18 protein-coding genes are annotated in these 22781 nt (G+C 60.5%); 10 read left to right on the top strand and 8 right to left on the bottom strand.

Annotated elements, in window-relative coordinates; translation table 11 throughout:
* Positions 1–111 precede the first annotated feature (111 nt).
* Positions 112–1488, bottom strand: a complete 1377-nt coding sequence (ffh, locus tag ACWGZX_RS19590) for a signal recognition particle protein (RefSeq protein WP_034149000.1) — start codon at positions 1486–1488, stop codon at positions 112–114.
* 195 nt (positions 1489–1683) lie between these two features.
* Here ffh and ACWGZX_RS19585 point away from each other — a divergent pair, with 195 nt between their 5' ends.
* The 3 genes from ACWGZX_RS19585 to ACWGZX_RS19575 all read left to right on the top strand — a co-directional run bounded on the left by ACWGZX_RS19585 (position 1684) and on the right by ACWGZX_RS19575 (position 5257).
* Positions 1684–2496, top strand: coding sequence for a cytochrome C assembly family protein (locus ACWGZX_RS19585; protein WP_452625075.1), 813 nt, complete (start codon positions 1684–1686; stop codon positions 2494–2496).
* A gap of 12 nt (positions 2497–2508) precedes the next feature.
* On the top strand, positions 2509–3744 hold the full coding sequence (locus ACWGZX_RS19580; protein ID WP_452625074.1) for a transporter associated domain-containing protein: 1236 nt from the start codon (positions 2509–2511) through the stop codon (positions 3742–3744).
* Positions 3745–3940: 196 nt separating this feature from the next.
* Positions 3941–5257 carry an MFS transporter gene (locus ACWGZX_RS19575; RefSeq protein ID WP_452625073.1) on the top strand — a complete coding sequence of 439 codons (1317 nt, stop codon included), beginning with the start codon at positions 3941–3943 and terminating at the stop codon, positions 5255–5257.
* A gap of 120 nt (positions 5258–5377) precedes the next feature.
* Here ACWGZX_RS19575 and purT read toward each other — a convergent pair whose 3' ends face one another.
* The 5 genes from purT to ACWGZX_RS19550 form a co-directional block, all read right to left on the bottom strand.
* Positions 5378–6559 (bottom strand): formate-dependent phosphoribosylglycinamide formyltransferase, encoded by a 1182-nt coding sequence (gene purT / locus ACWGZX_RS19570; protein ID WP_452625072.1) that lies wholly within the window; start codon positions 6557–6559, stop codon positions 5378–5380.
* Between the two features lie 89 nt (positions 6560–6648).
* Positions 6649–7116 (bottom strand): VUT family protein, encoded by a 468-nt coding sequence (locus tag ACWGZX_RS19565; RefSeq protein WP_223512022.1) that lies wholly within the window; start codon positions 7114–7116, stop codon positions 6649–6651.
* 223 nt (positions 7117–7339) lie between these two features.
* Positions 7340–7555, bottom strand: a complete 216-nt coding sequence (locus tag ACWGZX_RS19560; protein ID WP_452625071.1) for a DUF1289 domain-containing protein — start codon at positions 7553–7555, stop codon at positions 7340–7342.
* The gene (locus tag ACWGZX_RS19555; RefSeq protein ID WP_007954617.1) at positions 7552–8076 is read right to left on the bottom strand and encodes a gamma carbonic anhydrase family protein; all 525 of its coding nucleotides are present in this window, start codon (positions 8074–8076) and stop codon (positions 7552–7554) included. The genes ACWGZX_RS19560 and ACWGZX_RS19555 overlap by 4 nt, the downstream gene beginning before the upstream one ends.
* Positions 8077–8141: 65 nt before the next feature.
* Entirely contained in the window at positions 8142–8741 is a 600-nt protein-coding gene (locus ACWGZX_RS19550; protein ID WP_452625070.1) for a CoA pyrophosphatase, read from the bottom strand.
* 217 nt (positions 8742–8958) lie between these two features.
* Between ACWGZX_RS19550 and ACWGZX_RS19545 the strand changes: the two genes are divergently transcribed.
* The 7 genes from ACWGZX_RS19545 (at position 8959) to nagE (ending at position 17803) form a co-directional block, all read left to right on the top strand.
* Positions 8959–9510, top strand: a complete 552-nt coding sequence (locus tag ACWGZX_RS19545) for an NUDIX hydrolase (protein WP_452625069.1) — start codon at positions 8959–8961, stop codon at positions 9508–9510.
* Positions 9511–9556: 46 nt separating this feature from the next.
* The gene (locus ACWGZX_RS19540) at positions 9557–10060 is read left to right on the top strand and encodes a L,D-transpeptidase family protein (protein ID WP_452625068.1); all 504 of its coding nucleotides are present in this window, start codon (positions 9557–9559) and stop codon (positions 10058–10060) included.
* 454 nt (positions 10061–10514) lie between these two features.
* Positions 10515–11246, top strand: coding sequence for a GntR family transcriptional regulator (locus ACWGZX_RS19535; RefSeq protein ID WP_223512030.1), 732 nt, complete (start codon positions 10515–10517; stop codon positions 11244–11246).
* 15 nt (positions 11247–11261) lie between these two features.
* A complete protein-coding gene (gene nagA / locus ACWGZX_RS19530) occupies positions 11262–12368 on the top strand; it encodes an N-acetylglucosamine-6-phosphate deacetylase (RefSeq protein WP_452625067.1) in 1107 nt (368 codons plus the stop codon).
* Entirely contained in the window at positions 12361–13371 is a 1011-nt protein-coding gene (locus tag ACWGZX_RS19525) for an SIS domain-containing protein (protein WP_452629036.1), read from the top strand. The genes nagA and ACWGZX_RS19525 overlap by 8 nt, the downstream gene beginning before the upstream one ends.
* 153 nt (positions 13372–13524) lie before the next feature.
* Complete coding sequence (gene ptsP / locus ACWGZX_RS19520; protein ID WP_452625066.1) at positions 13525–16041, top strand: phosphoenolpyruvate--protein phosphotransferase; 2517 nt, start codon at positions 13525–13527, stop codon at positions 16039–16041.
* A 46-nt stretch (positions 16042–16087) separates the two neighbouring features.
* Positions 16088–17803, top strand: a complete 1716-nt coding sequence (gene nagE, locus ACWGZX_RS19515) for an N-acetylglucosamine-specific PTS transporter subunit IIBC (RefSeq protein ID WP_452625065.1) — start codon at positions 16088–16090, stop codon at positions 17801–17803.
* 510 nt (positions 17804–18313) lie between these two features.
* Here nagE and ACWGZX_RS19510 read toward each other — a convergent pair.
* Together ACWGZX_RS19510 and purL are read right to left on the bottom strand one after the other, a co-directional pair.
* Positions 18314–18625, bottom strand: coding sequence for an NGG1p interacting factor NIF3 (locus ACWGZX_RS19510; protein ID WP_452625064.1), 312 nt, complete (start codon positions 18623–18625; stop codon positions 18314–18316).
* A 5-nt stretch (positions 18626–18630) separates the two neighbouring features.
* Complete coding sequence (gene purL, locus ACWGZX_RS19505; RefSeq protein ID WP_452625063.1) at positions 18631–22527, bottom strand: phosphoribosylformylglycinamidine synthase; 3897 nt, start codon at positions 22525–22527, stop codon at positions 18631–18633.
* Positions 22528–22781 lie beyond the last annotated feature (254 nt).

The raw sequence follows: 22781 nt of genomic DNA, 5'->3' as shown, positions 1-22781 counted from the left end.
TGCTATAGAGCCGTCGTTGAAAACGGCCAGTCAGCTCCCGCCAAGTGCGGGTTTGCTGGAGATCCCACATTGCTGTGGTACTGCGCCGACATCACTGGCGGCGCGGATTCTTTACATTTTCGGCATGCCGCCGCCGGGCAACATACCGCCCATGCCGCGCATCATTTTGGCCATTCCGCCTTTGGCGGAGAATTTCTTCATCATCTTCTGCATCTGCTTGTGCTGCTTGATCAAGCGACCGATGTCCTGCACCTGAGTGCCGGAACCCATGGCGATCCGGCGCTTGCGCGAACCGCTGATCATCTCAGGGTCGCGGCGCTCGGCCGGGGTCATGGAGTTGATGATGGCTTCCATCTGCTTGAATTGCTTTTCTGCCGCACCCTGGGCATTGCCCATCTGCGCCAGGTTCACACCGCCCATGTTCGGCAGTTTGTCCATGAGCCCGCCGAGGCCGCCCATGTTCTTCATTTGTTGCAACTGATCGCGGAAGTCTTCGAGGTCGAAGCCCTTGCCCTTCTTCAGTTTCTTGGCCAGTTTGTCGGCCTTGTCTTTGTCGAGGGTCGCTTCGGCTTGTTCGATCAGACTAAGGACGTCGCCCATGCCGAGGATGCGCGAAGCAATACGCTCAGGGTGGAACGGATCAAGCGCTTCGCTCTTCTCGCCCATACCGATGAACTTGATCGGCTTGCCGGTGATGGCGCGAACCGACAGGGCGGCACCACCACGGGCATCGCCGTCGACCTTGGTCAGAATCACGCCGGTCAGCGGCAGCGCATCACCAAACGCCTTGGCGGTGTTGGCGGCGTCCTGACCGGTCATGGCGTCAACCACGAACAGGGTTTCGACCGGGTTGATTGCGGCATGCAGCGCCTTGATCTCGCCCATCATCTCTTCGTCGATGTGCAAACGACCGGCGGTATCGACGATGACCACGTCGATGAATTTCAGTTTTGCTTCTTTAATAGCCGCTTGCGCGATGTCGACCGGCTTCTGGCTCAGGTCAGACGGGAAGAAGGTAACACCGACTTCACCGGCGAGCATTTCCAGCTGTTTGATGGCCGCTGGACGGTAAACGTCCGCCGACACGACCATGACCGACTTCTTCTTGCGCTCTTTCAGGAAGCGCGCAAGCTTGCCGGCGGTGGTGGTTTTACCCGCACCCTGCAAACCGGCCATCAGGATCACGGCAGGTGGAACGGCGCTCAGGTTCAGGTCTTCGTTGGCCGCGCCCATCAGGCTTTCGAGCTCGGCCTGGACGATCTTCACAAAGGCCTGGCCCGGCGTCAGGCTGCGCGACACCTCGGTGCCGACAGCGCGTTCCTTGACCGAATTGACGAAGTCTTTGACCACTGGCAAGGCGACGTCGGCTTCGAGCAACGCCATGCGCACTTCACGCAGGGTGTCTTTGATGTTGTCTTCGGTCAGCTTGGCCTTGCCGGTGACATGGCGCAGCGTCTGCGAGAGACGGTCGGTTAAGTTTTCAAACATTGCGCGATCCTTTCAGGCCCTGTGTAGACCGGGATAATGGCGGCCCAGACCGGAATAAACATGTGCTCGGCGAGCCTGCGGCGTGGGCAGGTCGCGGATTATAGCGAAGACTGCGTCTGGCGGACACCTCACACTTTCGTGCAGCGGGGGTTCTATGCCAAACTCAGCGCCTTTCGGGCTTGCCTAACAGGATTTATGCTCCCCTTGTCACCCAGTTTGCTTACCACTCTCGCCGCCGCCTGCTTATATGCCGCTGCGACTCTTTATCAGGGCTCTCGTCTGGCCACCGGCGCCAAGGCGAACAAGCGCCTGCTGGTCACGCTCGGCGTTCTGGCTGTCCTGGCTCACAGCGCCAGCCTGTTCACCTACCTGCTGACGCCGATCGGCCTGGGCCTGGACTTTTTCAGCGCCGCCAGTCTGATTGCCGCCGCAGTCATCGCGCTGACCCTGCTGGCCTGCTCGCGAATCCCGGTGGAAAACCTGCTGATATTGCTGTTCCCGCTGGGGGCCACGACCGTGCTGTTGGCGCAGTTCGCCCCGGCCGGCACCGTACAGATCATCGACGAAGAGCCGGGCATCCTCGCCCATATCCTCTTGTCGATCCTCGCTTACGGCATGTTCACCATTGCGGTGTTCCAGGCGTTGCTGCTGCTGATTCAGGACCATCAGCTCAAGCACAAACATCCCTCAGGGCTGATCAAGAACTTCCCGCCGCTGCAAACCATGGAAAGCCTGCTGTTCGGTTTCCTGTGGGCCGGCTGGACCCTGCTATCGTTGTCATTGATCTCCGGCTGGCTGTTTGTCGACAACCTGTTCGCCCAGCACCTGATGCATAAAACCTTGCTGGCGTGCCTGGCCTGGATTGTCTTCAGTGTGCTGCTGTGGGGTCGTAACCGTCTCGGCTGGCGCGGACACAAGGCAATTCGCTGGACCCTGGCCGGTTTCTGCCTGCTGATGCTGGCGTATTTCGGCAGCAAGCTGGTTCGTGAATACATCCTGCATATCTGACGAGCGGCATTAATGGACGACTTGCCCCTAGGGCCGATGCTCGCGGTATTGGCCCTGCTGATTTTATGGTCGGGGCTGTTTACCGCCATCGAAGTGGCACAACAGCAGTTGCTGGCCCAGCGGACTGCCTCGCGTTCGAGCGACAAGCCGGTGGCGAAGCTGAGCTTTCCACTCAACAGCCTGATCTTCTGCAATACCCTGTGCCGTGCGCTGGTCATGGTCATCAGCACGTTGCTGGCGATTTTCACCTGGGCGGGCAACGGCCCATGGATCGCCTGCGCTGGCGCCGGCGCCGCGCTTCTGGTGTTCGCCGACTACCTGCCGCGCACCCTCGCCTCTCGCTATCCTGATGCGGTGCTGAACCTGGGCAACACCTTGCTCGGCGCGCCACTGAAAATCATCTACCCGGCCGCCTGGCTACTCAATGGCTTCAGCCAGTTGCTGATGCGACCGTTCGCCCGCAAAGTCAAAGTGGTGCAGCAGAGCGAAGACGAAACACCGGCGGATCGGCACGACGATCAGGACCATAGCGTCTGCCGCCCGCACCCGCTGTCCGGCATTCACGCGCTGGACAACATCACGGTCAACGACATTCTGGTGCCACGCAGTGACGTCGACGGCATCAACCTCGACGACCCGATTGAAGAAATCATCGAGCAATTGCGCCACAACAAACGCACGCGCCTGCCGGTATTCCACAGCGACATCAACCAGGTCGAAGCGGTCCTCAACACCCGATACATCCGTCACTTGCTGCCCGATGCCAGCCTGACGATGGAAGCGCTACGGGCGGCCAGCCATGACCCTTATTTCGTCCCGGAAAGCACTCCGCTGCAGCTGCAATTGCTGAATTTTCACAAGCAGCAGCGACGTTTGGGCATGGTGGTCGACGAGTACGGCGAAGTGCTCGGTATCGTCACCCTGGAAGACATTCTTGAAGAAATCGTCGGCGAATTCGAAAGCCAGCACAGCCTGGACAACCCGCACATCCATCCGCAAGCCGACGGGCGCCTGGTAATCGAGGGTGCGGCGTCGATTCGCGAACTGAACAAGAGCCTGGGCTGGCATCTGCCCAGCGATGGCCCGAAAACCCTTAACGGATTGGTGACCGAAGCCCTTGAGACGATTCCGGACAGCGCGGTATGCCTGAAGATCGGTCGTTATCGCCTGGAAATTCTGGAGACCGAAGACAATCGCGTCACGCGGGTGCTGATCTGGCATACCAGCTCAGTTCCAGTCGTCATCTAAAGCCCCCTCACCACAAAAGCCATCGCCAGCTCATGGCCCCTTGTTCAATCGTTAGGCACCTTCCTATAATCGGGGCGCTTACCCAAGCCCCGCCTCACTCCAGTGCCACCCGCACTCCGCAGCAAAACCCACATCCCTGGGTGTTCTACCATAATAATTCGCTCCACTGGGGCACATGACTGTCAGGGATAACCGCATGACGACCAGCACGACTTATACCGAAACCACGCCCGCGCAACCGACGAACTCCGCCACCCGGGTGGCCACTGCGAGTTTCATCGGCACCGCCATCGAATTTTACGATTTCTACGTCTACGCCACCGCAGCAGCGCTGGTGATCGGGCCGGTGTTCTTTCCGCAGACCTCCGGCACCGCCCAAATGTTGTCGGCGTTCCTCACCTTCGGCATCGCCTTTCTTGCACGACCGCTGGGTTCAGCGCTGTTCGGTCATTTCGGAGACCGCATCGGGCGAAAATCGACCCTCGTCGCCTCGCTGCTGCTGATGGGCGTCTGCACCACGCTGATCGGCGTATTGCCGGGTTACGACAGCATTGGCGCCTGGGCACCGATCCTGCTTTGTGTGCTGCGCTTTGGCCAGGGCCTGGGGCTGGGCGGTGAATGGGGTGGTGCGGCGCTGCTGGCCACGGAGAACGCGCCCAAAGGCAAACGCGCCTGGTTCGGCATGTTCCCGCAGCTTGGTCCTTCGATTGGCTTTCTGGCGGCAAACGGTCTGTTCCTGACCCTCGCAATGATGCTGAATGACGAACAATTCCGCTCATGGGGCTGGCGGATTCCATTCCTGCTCAGTGCCGTACTGGTGATGGTCGGGTTGTACGTGCGCCTCAAGCTCCACGAAACCCCGGTGTTCGCCAATGCCATGGCTCGCCAGGAACGGGTGAAAATCCCGCTGGTCGAGCTGTTCAGCCAATACTGGGCACCGATGCTGCTGGGGGCCGGCTCGATGGTAGTGTGCTATGCGCTGTTCTATATCTCGACAGTGTTTTCGCTGAGCTATGGCGTGTCGACCCTCGGCTACACCCGTGAAACCTTCCTCGCCTTACTGTGCTTCGCGGTGCTATTCATGGCCGCCGCAACGCCATTGTCGGCGTGGGCCAGCGACCGTTACGGGCGCAAACCGGTGTTGATCATCGGTGGCGTGCTGGCGATTTTGTCCGGGTTCTTGATGGAACCGCTGCTGACCCAAGGTTCGACCTGGGGCGTGGCGCTGTTCCTGTGCATCGAGTTGTTTCTGATGGGCGTGACGTTTGCGCCGATGGGTGCGTTGCTGCCGGAGCTGTTTCCGACCCATGTTCGCTATACCGGCGCATCGGCTGCGTACAACCTGGGCGGGATCGTCGGGGCCTCGGCGGCGCCGTTCTTCGCGCAGAAACTGGTGGCGATGGGTGGTTTGAGTTATGTCGGCGGGTATGTGTCGGTGGCGGCGGTGCTGAGTTTGATTGCGGTGCTGTGTCTGAAGGAGACGCGTCACAACGATTTGAATCGGGTGGCCTGACAGACCGCCATCGCGGGCAAGTCGAATCGTCGCACCGCCGGCTCCTACAGGGATCGAATGCGGTCCCTGTAGGAGCCGGCGGTGCGACGATTCGACTTGCCCGCGAAGGCCGCGCCTCGGTTACAGCTCTACAACAACAGCCTGAGAAGCACGGGTAGCCTTGGCGCGAGCCAATTCAATCGATTCATCCCGCGCCAACGTCACACCCATCCGGCGCTGACCATTCACCTCTGGCTTGCCAAACAGACGCAACGCTGTGTCCGGCTCGCTCAACGCAGCACCCAGGTTGGCGAAAGCGGTCTGGGTCGACTGACCTTCCACCAGAATTACCGCTGAAGCCGAAGGCCCGAACTGGCGGATCAACGGAATCGGCAGACCCAGAATCGCCCGCGCGTGCAGCGCGAATTGCGACAGGTCCTGGGAAATCAGGGTCACCAGACCAGTGTCATGCGGGCGCGGCGAGACTTCGCTGAACCACACCTGATCACCTTTGATGAACAACTCGACACCAAACAAACCACGACCGCCCAACGCCTCGGTGACAGCTTTGGCCACGCGCTCGGACTCAGCCAAAGCAATCGGGCTCATGGCTTGTGGCTGCCAGGATTCCTGATAATCGCCCTTCTCCTGACGGTGACCGACCGGCGCACAGAACGTGGTGCCGCCGACATGACGCACGGTCAGCAGGGTGATTTCGTAATCGAAGTCGATGAAGCCTTCGATGATCACACGCCCTTTACCGGCGCGACCGCCCTCTTGCGCGTAGTCCCACGCGGTTTTGACGTCATCGGCGCTGCGCAACAGGCTCTGGCCTTTGCCCGAGGAACTCATCACCGGCTTGACCACGCATGGGAAACCAAGGTCTTCGACGGCTTTGCTGTAATCCTCGAAAGTATCGGCGAAGTGGTATGGCGAGGTCGGCAGGTCCAGCTCTTCGGCGGCCAGGCGACGGATGCCTTCGCGGTTCATGGTCAGCTGTGCAGCCCGCGCGGTCGGAATCACGGTGAAGCCTTCAGCTTCCAGTTCGACCAGGGTGGCGGTGGCGATGGCTTCGATTTCCGGCACGATGAAGTGCGGCTTCTCGGCTTCGATCACGGCACGCAGGGCGGCGCCGTCGAGCATGTTGATCACGTGGCTGCGATGGGCGACTTGCATGGCCGGCGCGTTGGCATAACGATCCACGGCAATCACTTCAACGCCCAAGCGTTGCAGCTCGATCACCACTTCCTTGCCCAACTCACCACAGCCACACAGCAATACGCGGGTCGCGGTCGGCGACAATGGAGTTCCGATACGGGTCATCTCAGGTCCTCAAGAAGCGGATCATCGAGGGAAGCGCGCTTCCCATGGGGAGAAAGCGCGGCATTTTACATGAACCAGAGGGTTTGGCTTCAGCTGACGAGGGCCTGTTTGCGCAAGCGCCAGGCCATGATCAGCCACACGGCGGTCACGCCAGCGAACTTTGAACCCATCGCGGTGAGAATCACGCCCGGGGTGAAGGCGTCGATCATGCCGAAGAAGATGAAGGTATCGAGGGGGATGCTCAGCGCCGAACTTATCCACAGACGATCGTGCAACGGGCGTTTGGTGATGCTGAACACCAGCCAGTCGATGCACTCGGACACCGCGAACGCCGTGGCGCTGGCCAACGCGATGGACGGATCGGAGGTGACGTAGGACAACACCAACGCGGCCAGCATAGCTGCGATGGCGCCGTGGCCGAAGCGGGTCTGCACCATGTCGCGGAGCACGAACACCAGACCACCCCAGGCCGACCAGATGATGTCCAGGTGCGGGGCGGTGGAAAAGGCGTAGTTGATCAGCACGACGCTGCTGATGTAGGCGATCAGGAAGAGCATGGGGCGTGGGGATACCTGTCAATTTGGCGCACAGGGTACTTCATCCTGGGCTCACAATTAAGGATCACTGAGAACCTGTGGCGAGGGGGCTTGCCCCCGTTGCGCTGCTAAGCAGCGCTAAAACCAGTAATTGCATTCGGCCTGATTCACCGCGACTACTGATTTCACGACTGCTGCGCAGCCGAACGGGGGCAAGCCCCCTCACCACAAAAGCATCATTAGCTCAGGAATCGGTTTTTGAGGGCAGCATCCAGATCAACCCGCTGGATTTGGCACGCTCATGACACAACCCCAACACCTTACGGCGCTCTTCGTTGTCCATTCGGCTCCAACGGGTGATCTCTTCCACCGTGCGCTGACACCCGGTGCAAATGTCATCGTCATCCAATGCGCAAATATTCACGCAGGGCGATGGCACCGGTCGTTCAATGGCGCTCATTCTTCCTGCTCGACCAGATCACGGGCATAGCGCTGCGAGTTATGCACATAGTGGGCGGCACTGGCCTCCAGCATCTTTTTCTGCGGCTCAGTCAGTTCACGCACCACTTTGCCCGGCGAGCCCATGACCAGCGAACCATCGGGAATCTCCTTGCCTTCGCCAATCAGCGAATTGGCGCCGATGATGCAGTTTTTGCCAATTTTCGCGCCGTTCAGAATGACCGCGTTTATACCGATCAAGCTGTAATCACCCACGGTGCAGCCATGCAGCATGGCGTTATGGCCAATGGTCACGCCGGTGCCGATGGTCAGCGGGTAGCCCATGTCGGTGTGCATCACCGTGCCGTCCTGAACATTGCTGTTCTTGCCGATCAGGATCAGTTCGTTATCGCCCCGCAGCACGGCGTTGAACCAGACATTGGCGCCCTCTTCCAGTTTGACCTTGCCCACCAGCACAGCATTGGGTGCGACCCAGCTCTGCGGATGGGTTTCGACGCGGGCGTCGCCCAGGCGATATTTCATTCTTGTTGTCCTCAAGGCCAGGCAGGCTCATACACAGCACGGTTCACGCCATACGAACGATGGCTTCAGGTGTTGATAAAACTCTTGGGCGGTTGATGCAGGCTGATTTTCGCGTCATAGAGCAGGTTTATCAACTCGACGATCATAATCGCCGTCAGGCCCCAGATTTTGAATTCACCATAACGGTAACTTGGCACGTACCAGCTACGGCCCTGGTAATCGATGCGATGGGTGTGTTCGCGCGGGTCCTTGCGGAAGAATTCCAGCGGTACACTGAAGACGGCAGCTATCTCGGCATCGTTGGCCCGATACTCGACAAAATCCGGAATCACCCCGACATAAGGCGTGACCTTGATGCCGTGCAATGAGATCAGCGGGCTAAGCGGGCCGATCACTTCAACCAGACCTGGCGGCAGGCCGATTTCTTCTTCGGCCTCACGTAGCGCGGTGAAAATCAGGTCGGGGTCCTCGGGATCGCGACGACCGCCGGGAAAGGCCACTTCACCACCATGGGTCGAGAGCCCGCTGGCGCGCAGCGTCAGAACCAGTTCCGGTTCATCACTGCGAGTGATGGGCACCAATACCGCGGCTTCAGGGAAACGTTTGTCGGTTTCCAGTGTGCGTGGAGTGTGGTTGCTTACTCGATGCAGTAGCTCGTCCAGCATGAGACTTCTCGATTTATTAGCCGTAGGGTCTGTTGACGTTTACTGACGACCGCGTTGCGCGCCAACGCGGCTCGCCAGCAAACGTCAACAGACCCTATGCATCATGCACCAATCGAACCGACCGCCCAACCCCATAACCACTGCATGTCGCTAAACGACAACTTGCCGACAGACACCGCCGCACGCCAAGATAGGCGCAGCATTCAGGAACCCAAGCATGAAATTTTGCAGTCAGTGCGGCAACCCGGTGACCCAGCGCATTCCCGAAGGCGATTCGCGCCTGCGATTTGTCTGCGACAGCTGCCATACGATTCACTACCAGAACCCCAACATCGTCGCCGGTTGTGTTGCAACCTGGGGCTCGAAAGTGTTGCTGTGTCGACGCGCCATAGAGCCGCGGCTCGGTTACTGGACCCTGCCTGCCGGTTTCATGGAAAACGGTGAAACCATCGAGCAGGCGGCCATCCGCGAAACCGCCGAAGAAGCCTGCGCCCGGGTACGCAACCTGAGTATCTATACGTTGATCGACGTGCCGCACATTAGCCAGGTGCACGTATTCTTTCGCGCAGAGCTGGCGGACCTGGACTTTTCAGCCGGGCCTGAAAGCCTGGAAGTGCAGCTTTTCGAAGAAGCCGACATCCCTTGGTCCGACCTGGCTTTCCGCACGGTGGGCCGTACCCTAGAATGCTTCTTTGCTGACCGGAAGACCGAGGTCTACCCCGTGCGGTCCGAATCGATCCCGCCGCTGGCTCAGCATGCCATCACTTAAAACATCTATAACTAAAATAGCCGACACCTCTAGGGATATCGTTTCAATGCGCTGGTTGCTTGCCGTGTTTTGCTTGTCGTTCATTGCCATGTCACAGGCTTCCGTTGCGGAAACCCTGAATGGCAGAGCCATCGAAAAAATCCTGATCCTGAAATCCGCCCACCAATTGCAATTGATCAATGACGGCAAGCCGCTCAAGACCTATCGCATATCCTTGGGCAAGCGTCCCCAAGGCCCAAAACTGATGGAGGGTGACAAGCGCACGCCAGAAGGCCTCTATTGGGTGGACTGGCGCAAGGTTAGCGACCGCTTCAATCTGGCGATGCACATCTCCTACCCGAACATCAGCGACTCCGCCCGTTCGCGCCGAGAGGGTGTCGAGCCCGGGGGTATGATCATGATCCACGGTACGCCGGACACCGAGGAAAACCCTGAAAACCTGTTCCACACCCTGGACTGGACCGACGGCTGCATCGCCATGCGCAACATGGACATGCGCGAAGTCTGGAACCTGGTGCCGGACGGCACGATGATTGAAATCCGCCCGTAACACCCCGCTCTCTGGCAAAGGGGCTTTTGTGGCGAGGGGGCTTGCCCCCGTTGCGCTGCGAAGCAGTGCTAAAACCTGCAATTGCATTCTGTCTGGCTCATTGAGTTTGCAAATTTTGCGACTGCTGCGCAGCCGGACGGGGGCAAGCCCCCTCACCACAAATCACTACCTTCGGTCGCCAGCAAAAAATAATTTCAAAAGATCGCAGCCTGTGACTACGCCTGCCGGGGTGATACCAATTCCCCGCGCAAGCGTCACCGCAGACTGCGATCTTTGCGTTCAAAACCCCCATCGTTAATACCACTTCAATCCACCACCCTATAAGCCCGCTCATCAGGACGGGCTTGTGCACGCCTACAGCAAAGTACTGGCATTGACATGGTATTTAAGTGGTATTAGTTTCGCCCCACAACCGGGCGACAACAATCCTACATCCGCATCGGACCAAAACTACATGAACGACCTCCAGGCCCTACGCCCTGACGACACCCAACCCACGCCGTTGTACCTGCAACTGGCGCGTAATCTGGAAGCCGCGATCCATGCCGGCCAATGGAAAGCCGAGCAAGCGATGCCCTCGGAGCGCAATCTTAGTGAATTGCTGGGCATCTCCCGCGTCACCGCACGCAAAGCACTGGAAGTTCTGTTCGAACAAGGCCTGATCCGTCGCAATCAAGGTTCCGGCACCTTCATTACCCCTCGCCTGGAACAACCACTGTCGCGGCTCTCGGGCTTCAGCGAAATGCTCCGGCTCAAAGGCTTCGTTCCCGGCTCGCAATGGCTGGAACGTGAGATCACCCCGCCGACCCACGAAGAACTGATTCGCCTGGGCCTCTCGCCCAACGACAAGGTCGCGCGCCTCAAACGCCTGCGCAAAGCCGACGACACCGTAATGGCCATCGAGATGAGCACCCTGCCCGCATCGATCATTCCCAAGCCGCAAGCCGTGGGCGACTCCCTCTACGAATACCTCGATGGCATCGGCAAACCGGTCGTCCGCGCGTTGCAACACATCCAGGCGATCAACGCCTCGGACGAGTTCGCCTCTTTGGTCGGCATCGCCCCCGGCACCGCCATGCTGCTGATGACCAGGGTCGGCTACCTGGAAGACAACACCCCCATCGAAGTCACCGATACCTATTGCCGCAACGATTACTACGACTTTGTGGCAGAGCTGCGCCGCTAAATGAGAGAGCTGATCATGTCCGAAGACAACATCTTCACAACCCACGGCTGGGTTCGCGGCCGGCTGATTCACGAGCACGGTAAAGTCGTGTCGATCGAAGGTGCGCCCTGCGATCCGTTGGAAAACGATTTGCCTTACCTGCTGCCGGGTTTCATCGACCTGCACGTACATGGCGGCGGTGGCAAAGACATCATGGAAGGCGCCACTGCCTTCGAGACCATCACCAAAACCCACGTGCGCTTCGGAACCACCTCGCTGCTGGCGACCACCATGACTGCGCCGAGCGAAGAGATTTCCAGCGTGCTCAAAGCGGTCGGCGAGTTCTGTGAGCAGCGCCCGACCGGCAGCGCCCGCGTGCTCGGCGTGCACCTGGAAGGCCCGTACATCAACCCCGGCAAACTCGGCGCCCAGCCGAACTTCGCCCACACCGCATTGATGGCTGAGGTCGAAGAATACCTGGCGCTGGCACCCATCCGGGTGATCACAATTGCCCCGGAAATCGCGGGGCATGACGCTCTGATCCGCGCCCTCAGCGCTCGCGGCGTGCGCATGCAGATCGGCCATACCCTCGGCAGTTACGAGGAAGGCGTCGCTGCGCTGGCGGCCGGCGCCAGCAGTTTCACTCACCTCTACAACGCCATGAGCCCGCTGCATCACCGCGAGCCGGGCATCGTCGGCGCAGCACTGGCCCACGCCAAATACGCCGAGCTGATCCCGGACTTGCTCCACGTACACCCCGGCGCAATCCGCGTGGCCCTGCGCTCGATCCCTTGCCTGTATTGCGTCACCGATTCCACCGCCGCCGCCGGCATGCCGGACGGTGAATACAAGCTCGGCAGCCACACCGTGACCAAATGCCTGGGCGGTGTGCGCTTGCCCGACGGCACGCTGGCCGGCAGCACCCTGACCATGGATCAGGCATTGCGCAATCTGGTGAAAATCGGTTTGCCGATCAGCGAAGCCTCGCAGCGTCTTTCTCAATTCCCCGCCGATTACCTCGGCCTTCAAGAACGCGGCCGCCTCACCCCCGGCAGCTGGGCCGACTGCGTACGGCTGGATCGCTCACTCACACTGACCGCTGTCATGGTCGAAGGAGAAGACATTGACTTCAAAAATGCTTGAAGAGGCGCTGTCCTCGTTTGAGGCCGTGCAAGCCCAGCTGCAACAGCTCAACCCACAGATGATCGAGATCGCCGGACGCCTGCGTCGTCAGCCGCCGCAAGTGGTCATGACCGTCGCGCGCGGCAGCTCCGATCATGCCGCCAGTTACTTCGCTTACCTGACCATGCAACTGCTGGGCATTCCGGTGGCGTCGTTGCCGATGTCGGTGGTGACCATGCAGCAAGCGCCGTTGAAGGTCAGTGGCCAAGTGGTGTTCGCCTTCTCGCAATCCGGACAAAGTCCCGACCTGGTGAACAGCCTGCGCCTGCTGCGCAAACGCGGCGCCTTGAGCATTTCCATGGTCAACGCCGAAGGTTCGCCATTGGAAGCGGCGTGTGAATTCAGCCTGCCGCTGTTGGCTGGCACCGAAAGCAGCGTCGCCGCGACCAAAAGTTTTATCGCGACGCTTAGCGCCAGTGCCCGCCTGATCGCGCACTGGAAAGACGATGTCGAAATGCTGGAAGCGAGCAACGCCCTGCCGGAAGGTCTGCGTGATGCGGCGCAGCAGGACTGGAGCGCAGCCATCGACGCCCTGCGCGACTGCCAGCGCCTGATGGTGATCGGTCGTGGCGCCGGTTTCGCCATCGCCCAGGAAGCTGCGCTGAAGTTCAAGGAGACCTCGGCGATTCAGGCTGAAGCGTTCAGCAGCGCCGAAGTCCGCCACGGCCCGATGGCATTGATCGACGAAAACTATCCACTGCTGATCTTCGCCCCACGCGGTGCCGAGCAGGCCGGTTTGTTGAGCCTCGCCGCCGACATGCGCCAACGCGGTGCCCGGGTGTTGCTGGCAGCACCCGATGACATCGCCGAACGCGACCTCACCCTGACCCGCGCCGAACACCCGGCCCTTGATCCGATCCTGGCGATCCAGAGCTTCTATGTCATGGCCGCCGGTTTAGCGGTCGCCCGTGGAATGGACCCGGATCATCCCCGGCACTTGAGCAAAGTCACGCGCACCCACTAATCGAACGGCAAACGAATTACCCCGTAGCAGCTGTCGAGTGTAACGAGGCTGCGATCTTTTGATCCTGCTTTGAACCGATCGCAGCCTCGTTGCACTCGACAGCTGCTACAGGGCCAGTTGATCCGAACTGTTGTTTTTTAATGAGACCGAGCCATGCATAACAACAATAAAGAGCTGACCCTCAGCGCCCCGCTCAGCGGCCCGGTGCTCACGCTCGCCAAAGTCCCGGACCCGGTGTTCGCCAGCGGCGCCATGGGCGACGGGATCGCCATCGACCCGCTGAACGACACCCTTCACGCACCCTGCGCCGGCGTGGTGGTCCATGTGGCCCGGACCGGACACGCGATCACCTTGCGCGCCGACAACGGTGCCGAACTGCTGCTGCATCTGGGCCTCGACACGGTCGAGTTGCAGGGCGAAGGCTTCTCGATGTTGGTCAAGGAAGGCGCGCGAGTCAGCAATGGCCAGCCGCTGTTGCGCTATGACCTGGACAAGGTTGCGCAGCAGTGCAAAAGCCTGGTCAGCCTGATGATCCTGACCAACAGCGAGGATTTTCAAGCGCGGCCGATCACCCTCAAATCGGTGAAGGTCGGCGAGCCGCTGCTGCACATCATTCGGCGATTGGCACCCGGTGCGCAGGCTGACGCGGTGCCCTCGGGCGAAGAAATCGTCGGCCATGTGTGCATCGCCCATCGGGGTGGTTTGCATGCCCGGCCAGCGGCGCTGATCCGGCAAACGGCACAAGGTTTCAAAAGCAAATCGCACCTGCACTTCGCCGGCAAATCGGCGAGCTGTGACAGCTTGATCGGCTTGATGGCGCTGGCCGTCGGCGAACAGGACGAAGTGCAAGTCAGCAGCCGGGGACCGGATGCCGAAGCGGCACTGCAAGCGTTGCTGCTGGCCTTGTCCACGGCGCTGGCCGAAGACAACCACGCAGGCGCTCCCACACCGAGTGTCCATCGCCATCGAGCGCCCGAAGCCGGCGTGCTGCACGGTGTTTGCGCCGCACCAGGGTTGGTCGCCGGGCCGTTGTTCCGGTTGAACGCGATCAGCCTGCCGGTGGACGCCGGCCACCACGATCCCGAGCAACAACTGCTAGCCCTCGAGACTGCGCTGAATGTCGTTCGCAGCGACATCGGCCACACGCTGGCCCAGGCCAAGAAGCACAAGAACACTGACGAAGAGGCGATCTTCGCTGCACACCTCGCCTTGCTCGAAGACCCGGCACTGCTGGACGCGGCGAACACCTCCATCGACCAAGGCAAGGCCGCGACTCACGCCTGGAGCCAGTCGATCGACGCACAGTGCGAGGTCCTCCAGCAACTGGGCAGCCCGTTGCTGGCCGAACGCGCCAACGATCTGCGCGACCTCAAACAACGCGTGTTGCGCGCCCTGCTCGGCGAAACCTGGCATTACGACGTACCGGCGGGCGCCATCGTCGCCGCGCATGAACTGACCCCTTCCGATCTGTTGCAACTGAGCCAGCAAGGCGTCGCCGGGTTGTGCATGGCCGAGGGCGGCGCGACGTCCCACGTGGCGATTCTTGCCCGCGGCAAAGGTCTGCCATGCATGGTGGCGCTGGGTTCGACATTGCTTGCGCAACCGCAAGGCCAGGCGATGGTGCTGGACGCCGATGGCGGTCGCCTCGAACTGGCACCGACCACCGAACGCCTGGCTCAAGTGCACCAGGCACAGCTCGACCATCAACAACGTCGCGCCGAGCAACAGGCTCAGGCCCATACCCCGGCGTTGACCCGCGACGGTGTACAGATCGAAGTGGCCGCCAATGTTGCGTCCAGCGCTGAAGCCGCCGACGCACTGGCCAATGGCGCCGATGGCGTCGGTCTGCTGCGTACCGAGTTTCTGTTTGTCGACCGCCACACCGCGCCGGACGAAGAAGAACAACGGATCGCCTATCAAGCCGTACTCGATGCCATGGGCGATAAGTCGGTGATCATCCGCACCATCGATGTCGGCGGCGACAAGCAACTCGACTATTTACCCCTGCCGGCCGAGGCCAATCCGGTGCTCGGCTTGCGCGGCATTCGCCTCGCTCAAGTCCGCCCGGAATTACTCGATCAGCAATTGCGCGCGCTGCTGCATGTCAGCCCGCTGTCGCGTTGTCGCATCCTGTTGCCGATGGTCACTGAGGTCGACGAACTGCTGCACATCCGCCGACGCCTTGATGCGCTGTGTTCTGAGCTCGGTGTCAGTGAGCGACCGGAACTGGGGGTGATGATCGAAGTTCCGGCCGCGGCGTTGCTGGCCGAGCAGTTGGCAGAACACGCGGACTTCCTGTCCATCGGTACCAACGATTTGTCCCAGTACACCCTGGCCATGGATCGCGACCACGCCGGTCTCGCTTCGCGCGTCGACGCCCTGCATCCGGCGCTGCTGCGGCTGATTGCGCAAACCTGCGCCGGGGCGGCGGTGCATCAGCGCTGGGTCGGCGTCTGCGGCGCACTCGCCTCCGACCCGCTGGCCACGCCTGTATTGATTGGCCTGGGCGTGCGCGAGTTGTCGGTCAGCCCGGTGCAAATCGGTGAAATCAAAGACCGGGTCCGTCATTTGGACGCCAATGAATGCCGACGCATCAGCCACGACCTGCTCAAGTTGAGCAGCGCGGCGGCCGTGCGTCACGCCTGTCATCAGCAATGGCCTCTGAGCTGAAGAACAACTACAGCTCTAAAACAAAAAGAACACAGGGAAAACCGCCATGTACCAACTTTTCATCGAGGGCCTGCAACGCCTCGGCCGCGCACTGATGCTGCCGATCGCGATCCTGCCTATTGCCGGGTTGCTGCTGCGTCTGGGCGATACCGATTTGCTGAACATCGCGATCATCCACGATGCCGGCCAGGTGATCTTCGCCAACCTGGCGATGATTTTCGCCATCGGCATCGCGGTTGGTTTCGCCAAGGACAACAACGGCACCGCAGGCCTGGCCGGGGTGATTGGTTACCTGGTGATGATTTCCACGCTCAAGGTGCTGGATGCGAGCATCAACATGGGCATGCTTGCCGGGATCGTCAGCGGCTTGATGGCCGGCGCGCTGTACAACCGCTTCAAGGACATCAAGCTGCCGGAATACCTGGCGTTCTTCGGCGGCCGGCGCTTCGTGCCGATTGTTACCGGGTTTGCCGCTGTCGGGCTTGGCGTGGTGTTCGGTCTGATCTGGCCGCCGATCCAGCAAGGCATCAACAGCTTCGGCGCGCTGATGATGGAGAGCGGCAGCATCGGCGCTTTCGTCTTCGGTGTGCTCAACCGCCTGCTGATCGTCACTGGCCTGCATCACATCATCAACAACATGGCGTGGTTCGTCTTCGGTAACTTCACCGACCCGACTACGGGTGCACTGGTGACCGGCGATATCTCACGCTACTTTGCCGGCGACCCCAAGGGCGGCCAATTCACCACCGGCATGTTCCCGATGATGCTCTTCGGCCTGCCCGCCGCGTGCCTGGCGATGTACCGCAACGCACTGCCGGAACGGCGCAAGGTCATGGGCGGGATCTTCCTGTCGATGGCGCTCACCTCGTTCCTTACCGGCGTGACCGAACCCGTCGAATTCGCTTTCATGTTCCTCGCGCCATTGCTCTTTTTACTGCATGCGCTGCTGACGGGCCTGTCGATGGCAATCACCAATGCGCTGAACATCCATCTGGGGTTCACCTTCTCCGGCGGTTTCATCGACATGATTCTCGGCTGGGGCAAGTCCACCAATGGCTGGTTGGTGGTGCCCGTCGGACTGGCCTATGCGGTGATCTACTACGTGGTGTTCGACTTCTGCATTCGCCGCTTCAACCTCAAGACGCCAGGACGTGAAGAGGTGTCTGCCGGCGAGAAAGTCGTGGTCAATGAAAACGAACGGGCCGGGGCGTATATCAAGGCCTTGGGCGGTGCGCACAACTTGATCACCGTCGGGGCCTGCACCACGCGGTTGCGGTTGGACATGGTGGATCGCAACAAGGCAAACGATGCCGAATTGAAAGCATTAGGCGCGATGGCTGTAGTACGTCCGGGCAAGGGTGGGAGTTTGCAGGTGGTAGTCGGGCCGATGGCGGACAGCATTGCCGATGAAATTCGACTGGCAATGCCCGCGTTGGGGCGCGCCATTGTGTCTTCCCCTGCTGCTGTGATCGATGCGCCGAAACCTGCTGCGGTAGCCATTCCGGAAGCGCAGCAATGGCTGAATGCGCTGGGCGGTGGAGAGAACGTATTGAAGATGGACTGCATCGCCATGACCCGGATTCGGTTGCAACTGGCGGATGGCAAGGCGTTATCGGAATGTGATTTGAAGGCGCTGGGGTGTCAGGGTGTCAGTCAGTTGGAGGGTGGTATTTGGCACTTGCTGATTGGAGACAAAGCCGCGAATTTGAGCGATGCACTGGAAGCGATGGTGAATCGCAGCGAGGTGAGTGCCAAAGTTTAAATCGTTGGCGCCTGATAGTCAGTCTTCGCTGGCAAGCCAGCTCCTACAGTAGATCGGTGTACACCCGCCGTTCTTCACCACTCATCAGGCCGAGCGTTAGCTCGCCTGCAGCTTTTGATCTTGATCCACCCGCCCCTTCGGGAGGCTGAGTGGAGGTGTTCATCCGGGGAGTGGCGCGCAGCGCCGTTCGACGCAGTCGAACACGCTGCATGTAGGTCGTAGCGAAGCAGACCGGAGGGCAGTGTCCCCGGATGGATACCGAAGCGAAGGAACGCCGAGCCTTAGCGAGGGGCCGGACGCTCGGGGCGAGCCTTTTTTTGCTTACTTTTTTTTGGCGTTTGAAAAAAAAGTGAGTCGCCGTAAGGGCGAAACCCTAAGTGGCCGTTACCGCAGAAATGGATATGTACTCAGTCAACAACAGCATGGTCGGCCCGAAGGCCGCCATCGCAGGCAACAAAAAACCCGCTGAACGCAAATTCAGCGGGTTTTTCATTTCAGCAGTCAGGAAGATCAGAAGTCTTCCAACCGCCACACCTCGTAAGCCGGCGTCTCATAGGGATGGCTCTCTTTCAAAGCCACCACCACCGCCCGAATCAACTCATCGCTGACCACCAACTCAACCTTCCATTCCTCAACCTGCTCGACCTGTCCAGCTTCACCAATGAACGGCTGACTGCCGTCCAACGGGCGAAACTGGCCCAGGCCCAACACCTGCCAGGCGCAATGGTCGTAGGCGCAGATCCGTCCGCCACCGGCGGCGAATACGGCACTCTTGACCTGTTCTACATGACTGGCCGGAACAAAAAAACTGAGCTTGTACACAGCTGTCAGTTAACCCAGACGCGAGCGTTACGGAACATACGCATCCACGGCGCGTCTTCGTTCCAGTCTTCCGAACGCCACGAGTTCTGCACCGCGCGGAACACACGTTCCGGGTGCGGCATCATGATCGTTACGCGACCGTCGCGGCTGGTCAAACCGGTGATCCCGCGCGGCGAGCCATTCGGGTTGGCCGGGTATTTTTCGGTGACCTTACCGTGGTTGTCGACGAAACGCATCGCCACGCAACCCGACAGATCGGCTTCCAGCAGTGCTTCTTCGCTGGCGAATTCGGCATGGCCTTCACCGTGAGCGATGGCGATTGGCATGCGCGAACCGGCCATGCCTTGCAGGAAGATCGAGTTCGACTCCTGGACCTGCACCATCGCCACGCGCGCTTCGAACTGCTCGGAGCGGTTACGCACGAAGTGCGGCCAGAACTCGCTGCCCGGAATCAGCTCGTGCAGGTTGGACATCATCTGGCAACCGTTGCACACGCCGAGGGTGAAGCTGTCGTTACGTTCGAAGAAGCCCTGGAACGCATCGCGAGCGCGGCTGTTGAACAGCGCGGACTTGGCCCAGCCTTCGCCGGCACCGAGCACGTCGCCGTAGGAGAAACCACCGCACGCCACCAGACCTTTGAAGTCGTTCAGGTCGACACGGCCGGCCAGAATGTCGCTCATGTGCACGTCGATTGCGTTGAAACCAGCGCGATCGAACGCGGCCGCCATTTCCACCTGACCGTTGACGCCCTGCTCACGCAGTACGGCAACCTGTGGGCGGATGCCTTTTTTGATGTAAGGCGCGGCAACGTCCTGGTTGACGTCGAAGCTCAGCTTGACGCTCAGACCCGGGTTGTCTTCTTCCAGCAGCACGTCGAACTCTTGTTCGGCGCAGTCGGCGTTGTCACGCAGACGCTGGATCTGGTAGCTGGTTTCAGCCCACTGACGTTGCAGCAGACGACGCTGACCTTCGAACACGGTTTCGCCGTTGAAGGTGATGTTGATCTGGCCGTTGTTCATCGGCTGACCGACCACCGACACGCACTCGCCCAGACCGGCAGCGCTGAATTGCGCCAGGATGTCCGGCGTGGAGTCCTGACGAACCTGAATCACGGCGCCCAGTTCTTCGTTGAACAGAATCGCGGCGATGTCGGCAGAGGTTTCCGCGAGACCATCGAGGTTCAGGCTCAGACCGCAGTGGCCGGCGAAGGCCATTTCCACCACGCTGGTCAGCAGACCACCGTCGGAACGGTCGTGGTACGCCAGCAGGTGACCGTCGGCATTCAGGCCCTGGATCACCGCAAAGAAGGCTTTGAGGTCTTCGGAATCATCAACGTCCGGCGCTTGCGAGCCGAGCTTGCCGTGCACCTGGGCCAGGATCGAGGCGCCCATGCGGTTTTGACCACGGCCCAGATCGATCAGGATCAGGTCGGTGGTGCCCTTGTCCATGCGCAGTTCCGGGGTCAGGGTCTGACGGATGTCAGCCACTGGCGCGAAACCGGTCACGATCAGGGACATCGGCGAGGTCACGGTCTTGTCGACGCCTTCGTCGTTCCAGCGCGTGGCCATGGACATGGAGTCCTTGCCCACCGGAATGGTGATGCCCAGCTCAGGGCACAGCTCCATGCCGACCGCTTTCACGGTGTCGTACAGACGCGCGTCTTCACCCGGGTGACCGGCAGCGGACATCCAGTTGGCCGACAGTTTGATGTCGGAGATCTTGTTGATGCGCGAAGCCGCGATGTTGGTCAGGGTTTCGCCGATGGCCATGCGGCCCGACGCCGGAGCGTCCAGCAGCGCCAGCGGAGTGCGCTCGCCCATGGCCATGGCTTCACCGGTGTACACGTCGAAACTGGTGGCGGTGACGGCAACGTCGGCTACCGGAACCTGCCACGGGCCGACCATTTGGTCACGGGCCACGAGGCCGGTGATGGTGCGGTCGCCGATGGTGATCAGGAAGCTCTTGCTCGCCACGGCCGGGTGATGCAGAACGCGCTCTACGCAATCTGCAATCTCAAGCGTCGACGGATCGAAATCGTCGCCCAGTTCGTTTTCACGAACGGCCGAACGGTGCATGCGCGGGGCTTTGCCCAGCAGCACTTCCAGCGGCATGTCCACCGGGCTGTTGCCGAAGTGGCTGTCGGTGACGGTCAGTTGCGGCTCGGCAGTGGCTTCGCCGACGACAGCAAACGGGCAGCGCTCACGTTCGCAGATCGCCTGGAAGCGTTCGAAGTCTGCCGGGCCGACTGCCAGAACGTAGCGTTCCTGGGATTCGTTACTCCAGATTTCGTGCGGGGCCATGCCCGGCTCGTCGTTTGGAATGTTGCGCAGTTCAAAGCGGCCACCACGGTTGCCGTCGTTGACCAGTTCCGGGAAGGCGTTGGACAGACCACCCGCGCCGACGTCGTGGATGAAGCTGATCGGGTTTTTATCACCCAACTGCCAGCAACGGTCGATGACTTCCTGGCAGCGACGTTCCATCTCAGGGTTTTCGCGCTGTACGGAAGCGAAGTCCAGGTCCGCCGAACTGGTGCCGGTGGCCATGGAGGAAGCGGCGCCGCCGCCCAGACCGATCAGCATCGCCGGGCCGCCCAGCACGATCAGCTTGGAGCCAACAGTGATCTCGCCTTTTTGTACGTGTTCGGCACGGATGTTACCCATGCCGCCGGCCAGCATGATCGGCTTGTGGTAACCGCGAACTTCGTCGCCACGCGGGGTGGTGATCGACTGTTCGAAGGTACGGAAATAACCGGTCAGGGCCGGACGACCGAATTCGTTGTTGAACGCGGCGCCACCCAATGGGCCTTCGATCATGATGTCCAGCGCGGTCACGATGCGCTCAGGCTTGCCGTACGGCACTTCCCACGGCTGTTCGAAGCCCGGGATTTGCAGGTTGGACACGGTGAAACCGGTCAGCCCAGCCTTTGGCTTGGCGCCACGGCCGGTCGCGCCTTCGTCACGAATCTCACCGCCACTGCCAGTGGATGCACCCGGGAACGGGGCAATCGCGGTCGGGTGGTTGTGGGTTTCGACTTTCATCAGAATGTGCACCGGTTCCTGCACCGCGCCGTACTGGCGGGTTTCAGGGTCCGGGAAGAAACGGCCGGCGACGTTACCGACGATCACCGAAGCGTTGTCCTTATAAGCCGACAGAACGCCTTCGCTGTGCATCACGTAGGTGTTCTTGATCATGCCGAACAGGCTTTTTTCCTGACTCTGACCGTCGATGTCCCAACTGGCGTTGAAAATCTTGTGACGGCAGTGCTCGGAGTTCGCCTGGGCGAACATCATCAGTTCGATGTCGTGCGGGTTGCGCTTCAAGCCGACGAAGGCGTTGACCAGGTAGTCGATTTCGTCTTCGGCCAGGGCCAGGCCCAGCTCGGTGTTGGCTTTTTCCAGCGCGGCGCGGCCGCCACCCAACACGTCGATCGCAGTCAACGGCTTCGGTTCGGCGTGGCTGAACAGGCCGGCGGCTTGTTCAAGGTTGGCCAGAACGATCTGCGTCATGCGGTCGTGCAAGGTGTCGGAAATCAGCTGTGCCTGGGCGTCGCTGAACTGGCCGGCGACGTAGAACGCAATGCCGCGCTCCAGGCGCTGGATCTTGCTCAGGCCACAGTTGCGGGCGATGTCGCTCGCTTTACTGGACCACGGCGAGATGGTGCCGAAACGCGGCAACACCAGGAACAGACGACCGGTCGGCTCTTGTACCGGAACACTTGGGCCGTACTTCAGAAGGCGCGCGAGCACCTGCTGTTCGTCGCCGGTCAGGACGCCGGTAACTTCGGCGAAGTGAGCGAATTCAGCATACAAGCCGCTGACAGCCGGGACCTTCTGGCTCAGTTGCTCAAGGAGTTTGCTGTGGCGAAAGGCAGAAAGGGCAGGAGCGCCGCGCAGGATCAACATCTTCGGGACAGCCTCGGGAGGGGTGTGCTTTGAGGCCGTGCATTCTAGCCTAAACCGCCCGCGACATCACCCGAAACGGTACAGGCGGCTGCACCTGGATGTCGGACCGCAGATCCGGGCCTGAAAACGGCACTCAAAAAGGGTTATTTTTTTCGCTCAAAAAATGCTGTCAAGGCCCATTCCTGCGGGCTCTGGAGCGCTTTTCAATTGCCTAGCAGACAAGCCCTTCTCTGTCGAGATATGGCGCTCGTGGT

The organism is Pseudomonas sp. CLCA07 (genome assembly GCF_053615335.1).
Note: the sequence above shows the minus strand (reverse complement) of the source record. Positions and strands in the feature narration are given on the sequence as shown.

Bases quoted from the DNA above. Each gene is read 5' to 3' on its own strand.
- ffh (WP_034149000.1), bottom strand. From the start codon at position 1,488: ATGTTTGAAAACTTAACCGACCGTCTCTCGCAGACGCTGCGCCATGTC.
- ACWGZX_RS19585 (WP_452625075.1), top strand. From the start codon at position 1,684: ATGCTCCCCTTGTCACCCAGTTTGCTTACCACTCTCGCCGCCGCCTGC.
- ACWGZX_RS19580 (WP_452625074.1), top strand. From the start codon at position 2,509: ATGGACGACTTGCCCCTAGGGCCGATGCTCGCGGTATTGGCCCTGCTG.
- ACWGZX_RS19575 (WP_452625073.1), top strand. From the start codon at position 3,941: ATGACGACCAGCACGACTTATACCGAAACCACGCCCGCGCAACCGACG.
- purT (WP_452625072.1), bottom strand. From the start codon at position 6,559: ATGACCCGTATCGGAACTCCATTGTCGCCGACCGCGACCCGCGTATTG.
- ACWGZX_RS19565 (WP_223512022.1), bottom strand. From the start codon at position 7,116: ATGCTCTTCCTGATCGCCTACATCAGCAGCGTCGTGCTGATCAACTAC.
- ACWGZX_RS19560 (WP_452625071.1), bottom strand. From the start codon at position 7,555: ATGAGCGCCATTGAACGACCGGTGCCATCGCCCTGCGTGAATATTTGC.
- ACWGZX_RS19555 (WP_007954617.1), bottom strand. From the start codon at position 8,076: ATGAAATATCGCCTGGGCGACGCCCGCGTCGAAACCCATCCGCAGAGC.
- ACWGZX_RS19550 (WP_452625070.1), bottom strand. From the start codon at position 8,741: ATGCTGGACGAGCTACTGCATCGAGTAAGCAACCACACTCCACGCACA.
- ACWGZX_RS19545 (WP_452625069.1), top strand. From the start codon at position 8,959: ATGAAATTTTGCAGTCAGTGCGGCAACCCGGTGACCCAGCGCATTCCC.
- ACWGZX_RS19540 (WP_452625068.1), top strand. From the start codon at position 9,557: ATGCGCTGGTTGCTTGCCGTGTTTTGCTTGTCGTTCATTGCCATGTCA.
- ACWGZX_RS19535 (WP_223512030.1), top strand. From the start codon at position 10,515: ATGAACGACCTCCAGGCCCTACGCCCTGACGACACCCAACCCACGCCG.
- nagA (WP_452625067.1), top strand. From the start codon at position 11,262: ATGTCCGAAGACAACATCTTCACAACCCACGGCTGGGTTCGCGGCCGG.
- ACWGZX_RS19525 (WP_452629036.1), top strand. From the start codon at position 12,361: ATGCTTGAAGAGGCGCTGTCCTCGTTTGAGGCCGTGCAAGCCCAGCTG.
- ptsP (WP_452625066.1), top strand. From the start codon at position 13,525: ATGCATAACAACAATAAAGAGCTGACCCTCAGCGCCCCGCTCAGCGGC.
- nagE (WP_452625065.1), top strand. From the start codon at position 16,088: ATGTACCAACTTTTCATCGAGGGCCTGCAACGCCTCGGCCGCGCACTG.
- purL (WP_452625063.1), bottom strand. From the start codon at position 22,527: ATGTTGATCCTGCGCGGCGCTCCTGCCCTTTCTGCCTTTCGCCACAGC.